This window comes from bacterium (assembly GCA_030247525.1).
In the GTDB taxonomy this organism is placed as follows: Bacteria; Electryoneota; JAOADG01; order JAOADG01; family JAOADG01; genus JAOTSC01.
The window spans coordinates 1-9585 of record JAOTSC010000131.1; the positions used below are offsets into that span (position 1 = coordinate 1).

The following is a 9585-nucleotide window of genomic DNA, read 5'->3' on the forward strand; positions in this document are numbered from 1 at the left end:
AGATTAAGCTGTGAACGAATCAAAATCAATGCATACAATGTGAAGCCGAGAAATGTCAATAAGTGTACCATTGGTACCAGTGCTGATTCATGATCGCTCGAGCGCTTAAAGTAGGCATAGAACCCAAGAGCGATTGGTACCGACAATAGCTTCAACCAGAACGGTACGCCGATATCCAACGGTAAATCGATTATGACGAGCGAAAGAGTCCATCCTAATAACAACAAGTAGGACAAGCGCTTACGCTGATACCAGATTAACAGAAAGAGGGTCGGGATTGTTAAAAGATTCAGCAAGTGAATCGTGATGGCAAAACCGTTTAAGTAAGTTGCAAGCAGTAGGTAGTGGTCGTTTTCTCCGGTCTCTGAATTATCCATCCACTTCAGGACTAACCAGAAGACAATTACGGTTAAGAACAACGAAACACCGTACACTTCGGATTCAACGACATTGAACCAAAACGAGGGGGACCAACTGAGTGCCAAAGCACCAACTGCTGCACCACCTAAGACTGAGATTCGATCAGTTAATGACTCTTCTTTCCCGCGATAAAGCCGCACCAATCGCAGAACGATAAGAAATGTCAAAAGAATCGTGAAGGCACCCGAGAGGCTGCTGAATTGAGTAACCCGGGTCGCGATTTCTCCAAATGGTAGAAAAGTAAACAGTCGACCCACCATGATGAACAACGGAGATCCCGGGGGATGTGGTACGCCCAAGGTGTACGAACATGCGGCAAACTCGCCGCAATCCCAATACGATACCGTATTGGCGTTGGTCATCAGGATCACTGTCCATGAGACCATAAATACCATCAGTCCGACCCAAAACGACGGGCGTTTCATTGCAGATTGCAGCAAAGTAGTCCTCCGAAGTGCAAAGTATCAAAGTACGACAGGCATGTCCGCGGTTCAAACGGTGCGATTGACCCTGAGTTTCGCCAACACTCTACGACGTTCACCCGGGGTAAAGAAGCCGGTAAACCATAACGCAAATGGGAAGGCAACCAAGAATACGGTTTTCACCCATACCGATGCAAAAGTTTCATTGCCAAAATACCACCAGATTGCTGTAAGTACCGTTAAATGGAGCAATCGTTTCCCCTCATAGGGTACCGGATAATTTTTTCGGGCATATAACCACTCGCCGAGGGCAATACCGCCATACCCGACAACGATGCTCCACGCCGCTGCCCAAACACCGAAACGGGGATTAACCAAATGTTGAATAAAACGCTGGCGGCAGATGCGACACCTGAGATATACGCTTGAATGTGTATCCGGTTCCGTAAAAAGAATCCTGCCGAAAGATTTGCTGCAACCCCGTTAAACACCTGTCCCAAGAGAATTATGGGGAAAATTTCGATACCCCCCCAATACTTCGGTTCAATCAGCGGCATTGAAAAACCGGGTATCGGCATTTTCATAATTGGCGGGATGTAATAGGTTAAGAATAAAAACAAAATTCCGAATACAAGTAAAAAGTATGTGAGTACTCTTGCAAAGAGGTTAGGGCTATCCGGTTTCTCGCCTTCTTCCAAGAAAAACGGCGCCCAAGCATTACGGAATGCCATCGCAAGAATGGAAAAGATCATGCCAAGTTTTGCGCCGACGCCATACAATCCGGTCTGTTCCGCACTTGAGTAATATTCGAGAAATTTTCGTGAGCTTAGTTCCAACACCATGACAAAAAAGAGGTGGGGAATATTTGGTAAGCCAAATTTGAGAACAGGTGGGAGTATTTTCCAATTGAACTTGAAAGAGATGTCTTTGCGAATAATCCAGAGGAGTGGAATCATCGTTATCGCAGAACTGAGGATATTTGCTTCGAGCACCCCTTGCAGACCACGATGTAAATGTCCGACTAACCAGAAGTTCGCCCCAAGGTTTAACAGAACGCTCAACATCCGCAACGATGTATAATGAAAAGCTTTCTGTTTCGCGCGTAATACGACAAACGGCAATGCCGAGAATGTATCCAACCAAAGAACAACCAAACAAAACAATAGTATGACTGGTGCAGCACCTTCTTCGAGAATTGAGGAAGCTAACGGTGCGCGCAATAGCCAAAGCAGAGCGCTGATCAAAGTCGAACTGAAAAACGAGAGAACAAGAACTGTACTGAACAACTCATTGCGTTGGGTCTTCTCTTTTAATGGGATGTAGTACCGCATGAGCGACACATCAATCCCATAGAGATAAATTACTTGGGCAACAGCGATGAAACTGTAATAGAGGGTTAATGCGCCGTAATCGGCAACCGGCAACCAGTATGTGTAAGCGGGTAACAAGAGGAAGCTTGCCGCCCGGGTGGCGACTTGTCCTATTCCGTAGATAACCGATTGACCGGCGAGCGCTTTTATTTTTTGAAACACGTTGGAGATATCAGTCCATATTTTTTTTGATCAAGTTTTGTATACGTGATCCTGTGAATCTATGTAAGGGTTGATATGGGATTCCGCTTCCACCCGAGTCAGGCAGGAGTGCCTAACCTCCAATTTTAACAAGATTGCTTCGTCGCTGCGCTTCCTCGCAATGACACGTCAGGCAGGAGTGCCTAACCTCCAAAGTTAAAGCGGGCGTGCACGGCACGCCCCTACTAACTCAGACAAGATTGTCTGAGCTACATGTACTTTAATATGCGGCTTTGACGATGGGATCGGGATCGTCACGCAATTTCTTTGCATAGCGAGCCAGCGTTACTTTTCCATTCGTCTGTTTCTTAGTTCCCGCTCGAACCGCTTCTGCGCGAATCGCTGGATCGGTATGAAGCGCCGCCCGCGACCAGATTGTCGTTTTCCCACCATCCAATGTTCGATACGCTCGCAAGTACATCAGTAGTGCGCGGTTATCCGCAACTGGCAATGTAGCTGCTCGAGCAGTTCTTGTATTGGAAATGACGCCCTGCTCGGTATGAAATTCCAAGTAGTTTTGCCGCTCCAATGCAGGTAACAACTTCTTATCAAGGAAATCGCGCAACGCGCTACGAAACTGCTCGCGCGCCGCGAGTTTCGCCATATCCGAGGAATCTTTTTTCGATGGCTTTCCAGATAGTGTGTACATCAAGGTTTCCCGAATCGAGAACATCGAATCGGACAGCCCACCGACGATATACGGGATACTGGGAATATCAGATTGCAGAACAAGACCTCTCAAGGCATTGCGGCGGATACCGGGCAATTTGTCTTGTGCCAAATTTCGCATTTTCTCAATTACGGAAAGCGGCAATTTCGGATAGGACATGAGCGCCAATGCAGCGGAAGTGCGAATCCGGAATGCGGTATCAGACGCGGCTTGCAATAATCGGGGCAACGCAGTCGAATCGCCGATATCGCCCAACGTTTGGATCGCTAAAGTAGCCTCGTCACGTGATTTCGCGGTATCAATCACCATTAGTAACGATTCGACGGCAGGCGTTCCAATTTTTTTGAGTAACTGATTCACGGTCTGGCGGTCGCGGGCGTCGTCGGTCGAGAGCCGCGAGATAAGAAACGGTACCGCCGACTTGCCGCGCGAAACCAGCGTACTGTCGGCACGTTTGCGAATCGCTTCCCATTTCGGTTCACCGCTGCTAGCAACCCAAAATAACCGCAAGTCAGACTCGGCAGAATAATCGATGCGATTCTCCCAACCGGGAGAGAGCGCCTTTCCATTACTAAAATGGGGCGGACCATCGAACAGTTCCGATGAAGTATTCGTCGAGTCGGCGAAACATACTACCGTAAGAAGTAGGGTAATAAGGATAGTCAATAATACACGGGACACACTCATTTCACACCTCCCGTTGTATTCGGTGTTGGTGGAGTAACATCCCAGCCGACACCGCGGATTCCCCGAATCCACAGATTGCCATCGGCAGCGGATTCATCGGCGTAGCGGTCATTCCCACTCCGGTCAAGGAATAGTCCAATCGAGCCGTAGTCGCGGCGGGGATTGCCATATCCAACCGTATTCAGACTGTTGCGATTCGCATAGATATCGTTCCCTGCATCGTCGAGTAGTACGCCGAATCCATTGGCGCTCCCCGCTCCCTGCGATAAATCGGCGCAAAGATATGAATCATCTCCTGCGCGGTCACGTAAGATACCAGTGCCTAAATCGTGGCCGCAGCCTTGCGAAACCCCTTTGCTATCGTAACGGTCGTTGCCATCGTCATCAAGTAGTATCCCGAGCGAAATGTGAATGCCGGAACCTTGTGCATACTGGTAGGATACATAACGGTCGTTCCCGGTTTTGTCGACCAATGCGCCTAAGGCGTACCAGTAACTCGCCCCTTGTCCATATATATCACTTAAATATAAATCACTACCGGATTGGTCAAGTAATAATCCGATACCACCACTCAGGTGGGGTCGCAGTCCGTACCCGAACCCCTGAGACAATGTAATCGAGTGATCTTGATATCGGAGTACATCGACGTAGCGAGGCGTCGCGAGGTATTGATCGTCGCCGGATACATCGAGTAACGTGCCATAACCGCCGACTAAGCCGACGCCTTGACCGTAGACATGCACCCGATACAAATCGTTTCCGGTCGAATCGAGTAATGCCGCATATCCCCACCCGGCACACGCTTGCGCATTGCCATCAGCGTCATACACATCGAAACCGGAACGATCCTCCAACTTCGCGGCACCGAGCAGTGCAGCGCCTTGTGTCCATTGCGCACCGGTATAACGGTCGCTGCCCGACTTATCGAGTAAATAAGCGATCCCGTTTTCAGCACCGGCAATCGAGAAAATCGAATCGGATTGATAAGCATCATTTCCGGCAAAATCGACCAATAACCCAACGCTGGTGTTCCCATAAGCAGCGGCAATTCTTCCCCGGTAGTCGTCGTCGCCGCCAAGATCGATAATCACTGCAAAGTCGCCGGTATAAGTGTTCCGGTCTTTTCCGCCGATTACGATTTTTCCGTTGGTGGTTTCCTGCCAACCGATGACGGTGCCGGTAACCCCGGCGAGTTGGGTGTGGCGCAACGAGCCAAATTGGACTTCCCAATCGGTCGTTTCCGTTAACGAATTGGCTAGATCGATAAGACGCGTCAACTCACTTTGCCAATCGATTTGCGGAGGAATTTTCTTGATCAAGTTCAGCAACGCTTGATAGCTTTCAGTACCGGCTTCCCGACGCGATTCGAGGGAAAAGATATCGAGGTCGGATACGTCGTCGTCTTCCCGGTAGATGTTTGGGAGGTCTTCCAACAGCCGCTTTTGCTCGTCAGGAGTAAACGGGTTTGCAAACTGGGAGCGTAAGGTTTGCACATTGGTGAGTAGTTGCTGCCACGCAATGGTATTCGCAATAACAGGCGATTTTGTAATTGAAAGTATCGTAGTATCGACAATCGAACGGGTAACCGTTTCCAAGCGATGCGAGCCTTGCAATAACTGTGTAATCGCAGGGATCCGAAACGGATCCGGCGGGTCGACTTCCGGCGCTAACGCAAACTCAGCGGGTTTGACGGCGATTGCGGACAGCGCTTTCACCAGTAAGGTATCGGTTTCCCAATCGGTGGATTGAGCAAAGGTGGGTAGTATACTCGCAAACAAGAACAACCCGGTGAGTAATCGTTTTCTCATAGCGACTCAATTCGTGTTTTTTGATTCCGGGATTGCCTCATCGCATCGCGTAAGCGGAGTAACTGCACTCCACTTCCTGCATATCCCGCTACATTCGGAAGACCGGCGGTAACGTATTCCCAATCGGCGCATTTAATGACGCGCTAATAGCCAACGCCAACGTTTCCCGCGTCAGCAACGGATCGAGAATCCCGTCGTCCCACAGTCTCGCACTGGAATAGAACGGATGGCCTTCCAACTCATATTTATCGAGAATCGGTTGTTTGAACGCCGCTTGTTCGGCTGGCGACATCGTTTTCGCTTTCGCCGCATACTGGTCGAGTTTCACAGTCAATAACACGTTTGCCGCCTGCTCGCCACCCATAACGCTGATGCGCGAATTAGGCCACATCCATAGCATCCGCGGCTGATACGCCCGACCGCACATTCCGTAATTTCCCGCGCCGAAACTGCCGCCAATAATCACGGTGAATTTAGGAACTGCCGCCGTCGCGACTGCTTGTACTAACTTCGCGCCATCACGGGCAATTCCGCCGGCCTCATACTTCTTGCCAACCATGAATCCGGTGATATTTTGCAGAAAGAGCAACGGTATTTTGCGCTGAGTACACAACTCGATGAAGTGCGCCCCTTTCAAAGCCGATTCACTAAAGAGTACACCATTATTGGCCAAAATTCCAACCGGGTATCCGTAAATCCTTGCGAAACCACACACTAAGGTATCGCCATAACGGGCTTTGAATTCGTGCATCCGGGAGTCGTCGACCAAGCGGGCAATCACTTCCCGTACGTCGAAAGGGGTTCGGGTATCGCGGGGAAGTACTCCATACAACTCGGCTGGGTCATAATATGGATCGACCGGTGGGACTATATCGATATCGACTTGTTTCACCGAATTGAGATTTTCGACAATCGAACGACATAACTCAATCGCATGTTCGTCATCGAGCGCGAGGTGATCGGCAACGCCGCTAATGCGAGTATGCACATCGGCGCCACCCAATTCCTCGGCGGTAACTTCCTCGCCGGTTGCCGCTTTCACGAGCGGCGGCCCGCCAAGAAAGATCGTACCGTTCCCTTTTACGATAATCGTCTCATCGGACATCGCCGGGACATAGGCGCCGCCGGCAGTGCAGCTTCCCATGACAACGGCAATCTGAGGAATTCGTTGGGCGGAGAGATTTGCTTGATTGTAGAAAATTCTACCAAAGTGATCGCGGTCGGGGAATACTTCATCTTGTTTCGGCAAAAACGCACCGCCGCTGTCGACGAGATAGATACACGGTAAATGATTCTCCAAGGCAATTTCCTGAGCCCGCAAATGTTTCTTGACGGTCACCGGATAATACGTTCCACCTTTCACGGTTGCATCATTTGCAACTACGACACACTGCCGCCCTTTAACCTGAATGATGCCGGTGACAATGCCGGCGGAAGGGACGTCGTCTTCATACAATTGGTAAGCGGCGAGTGGAGAGAATTCTAAAAAAGGCGTGCCGGGATCCTGCAGTTTCGCAATGCGTTCACGTGCCGTCAATTTGTTGCGATTGCGATGTTTCTCAACAGCATCCGCTTGCCCCATCAAGCGAATTCGATCCAACACCGTTTGCAATTCAACCGAAAGTTTCCGGTGATGTTCGGTATTTGCAATAAAGTTCGCGTCACTGGTTGTGATTCGCGAAACAATGCGTTCCATACTCCCCCGCCTTCGTCATTCTACTTGGTAGTAATCTTTACTTTTGACAGGTAATGCAAATTGCAGCCTGAGGTTTTCATCGTCATCAATACTGTAATTCGCATCAAAGACAACTGCGAATGTAATCGCCCGCTTCTGTAAGTTTATCTTGTTTGATATGGGTCTTCACACCGTTGGTTTCGCAGAATTGCACCAATGCTTCGGTAGCGACATTTCCGGAAGAACCGGGGGCAAACGGACAACCGCCGATGCCGGCTGCGCTCGCATCGAATACCCGGATTCCGTATTCTAATCCGACTTTAATATTTGCCAGTGCTTTACCATGGGTGTCGTGCATGTGCAAGGCGAAATCGTTGACGTCCCATTTCGCCAAGAGATCGTCGAGTAAGCGTTTTACTTCCTCGGGTTCTGCTTTACCGATGGTATCGCCCAGCGAAATCTCATCGACGCCCAATGCGAACAGCTGTTCGACTACGCGATGAACGTTCTCGATTTTGACTTTGCCTTCGTAGGGACAATGCCAACAAGTAGAAACGTATCCGCGTACCCGGAGATCGTTCTCTTTCCAAACCGGCTGCATTTCGCGTAAACGAGCGATGCTTTCATCAATAGTGCAATTCATGTTTTTTTGCGCGAAGGTCTCACTCGCTGCCGAAATGACCGACACCGATGTAAACTCCGCTTCCAGCGCATTTTCGAGTCCTCGTAGATTCGGTACCAACGCAGTGTAGATCGTCAGCCGCCGCCGTTTGATCGCCTCGAATACCTTCGCACCATCGCCCAACTGCGGCACCCACTTTGGCGACACGAAACTGGTAACTTCGATTTCCGGTAATGCCGCATCGGATAAGAGATCGATGAAATGAACCTTACGAGCGGTTGGTATCAACTGCGGAATGCTCTGCAAACCGTCGCGTGGTCCTACTTCGACAATTCTTACACTGGGAGGGAATCCTCCCCTCACGTTTTCCTGCAAGGCAATATCCTATTTGCAATTTTAAGAAAGTGGAATGAACTGAAAGCCACGAATTAGTTTGACGGTTCGGAAGTGTCGAGTGGTTGCAGCGAAACGAGCACGTCGCCTAACTCGACTTGATCGCCGACTTGACAAATCACTTCCGAAACAACACCATCGCGCGGAGCCGCTAATACGAACTCCATTTTCATCGCTTCCAATACGACTAACGGCGCTTTCTGTAAAACGCGGTCGCTATGATTACAGTAGAGCTTGATGACTTTGCCGGGCATCGGTGCGCGAATGGCGGAGTCGGTTGTTCCGTGATGCGCATGGTCAGCCGAACGATCCCGTTCCAACGAAAGTTTCTCGAGTGCATACAGATCGCCGTTGAATCCGACTGTCCGCTCCGATTTCTCGGCGATAGTGAACCCTTCGACATATTTTCCATCGAGCCGGAACGAGATTCTTGCTCCGCAATTTCTAACATCCTGCAGATGATACTCCTGCCCATGCAGAGATACCTTCCATTCGCCTTGACGAACGCGGTGAGCATGCACTGTGACCGTCTCCCGGCTCGACTCAAACTTATACTCGCTCATATCACACTCCTCCCCGCCACGGTGAAAATGGATCGTTCTGCAACGAGGATTCGCTCAGCTCTGCCGAAGAATACTTCTCGATCGACAAGGCTTCTTTTAAGGCTGCCAACAAATACACTTCATCGGGAATCGGATCGATGGGTACGGGTTTCCAATCCGGCAAATATCGTTCGATGAATCCGGTATCGGTTTCCCCGCGTTGAAAAGCAGGATGCTGCACGACCGCCCGCAAGAACGTAAGATTCGTTCGAACCCCTGCAAGAGAATACTTATGCAGTGCCCACCCCATCCGCTGAACCGCATCGGCGCGAGATGCTCCAGCAACCGTAAGTTTCGCCAAGAGCGGATCGTAAAACAACGAGACCGTTTGCCCTTCGGCAATACCTAAATCGTTGCGAATCTGTACCCCGTTCGGTACATCGAGGATAGCGATTGTGCCGGTCGAGGGGAGAAAACCGCTGGCTGGGTCCTCGGCATAGATGCGCACTTCGATCGCATGTCCGCGTTGTTCGAGCTCGCTTTGACTGAACGGCAAGCGCTCACCCATTGCAACCAGCAGTTGCGTTTTCACCAGATCGACACCGGTGGTCAACTCGGTTACGCTATGTTCCACTTGGAGGCGCGTATTCATTTCGAGAAAAAAGTAGTTGCGATTTTCATCCATCAGAAATTCGATGGCTTGAGTCGGATTGGTGCAGGGGGCACCAGCCTGGATGTGCTGCAGAAGTGGGTCCCCTTCGGAAGACCGGGGAGG

The 9585-nt window shown here is 50.2% G+C and carries 9 protein-coding genes; all 9 read right to left on the minus strand.

The features are described from left to right. On the minus strand, positions 1–845 hold an 845-nt coding region (locus OEM52_11340), incomplete at its 3' end, for a DUF2723 domain-containing protein (GenBank protein MDK9700728.1). Positions 846–911: 66 nt separating this feature from the next. Further along, the gene (locus OEM52_11345) at positions 912–1094 is read right to left on the minus strand and encodes a hypothetical protein (GenBank protein MDK9700729.1); all 183 of its coding nucleotides are present in this window, start codon (positions 1092–1094) and stop codon (positions 912–914) included. Further along, entirely contained in the window at positions 1082–2374 is a 1293-nt protein-coding gene (locus OEM52_11350) for an oligosaccharide flippase family protein (GenBank protein ID MDK9700730.1), read from the minus strand. The genes OEM52_11345 and OEM52_11350 overlap by 13 nt, the downstream gene beginning before the upstream one ends. Positions 2375–2633: 259 nt before the next feature. Next, a complete protein-coding gene (locus OEM52_11355) occupies positions 2634–3770 on the minus strand; it encodes a HEAT repeat domain-containing protein (protein ID MDK9700731.1) in 1137 nt (378 codons plus the stop codon). Then, positions 3767–5578: a hypothetical protein gene (locus OEM52_11360; GenBank protein ID MDK9700732.1), complete on the minus strand. Its 1812-nt coding sequence runs from the start codon at positions 5576–5578 to the stop codon at positions 3767–3769. Before OEM52_11360 ends, OEM52_11355 begins: the two co-directional genes overlap by 4 nt. A gap of 88 nt (positions 5579–5666) precedes the next feature. Then, positions 5667–7274 carry a methylcrotonoyl-CoA carboxylase gene (locus OEM52_11365; GenBank protein MDK9700733.1) on the minus strand — a complete coding sequence of 536 codons (1608 nt, stop codon included), beginning with the start codon at positions 7272–7274 and terminating at the stop codon, positions 5667–5669. A gap of 103 nt (positions 7275–7377) precedes the next feature. Further along, on the minus strand, positions 7378–8238 hold the full coding sequence (locus OEM52_11370) for a hydroxymethylglutaryl-CoA lyase (GenBank protein MDK9700734.1): 861 nt from the start codon (positions 8236–8238) through the stop codon (positions 7378–7380). A 65-nt stretch (positions 8239–8303) separates the two neighbouring features. Then, positions 8304–8831: a hypothetical protein gene (locus tag OEM52_11375; GenBank protein ID MDK9700735.1), complete on the minus strand. Its 528-nt coding sequence runs from the start codon at positions 8829–8831 to the stop codon at positions 8304–8306. Position 8832: 1 nt separating this feature from the next. Continuing rightward, a partial coding sequence (locus tag OEM52_11380) for a 3-methylcrotonyl-CoA carboxylase (GenBank protein MDK9700736.1) occupies positions 8833–9585 on the minus strand: 753 nt, incomplete at its 5' end.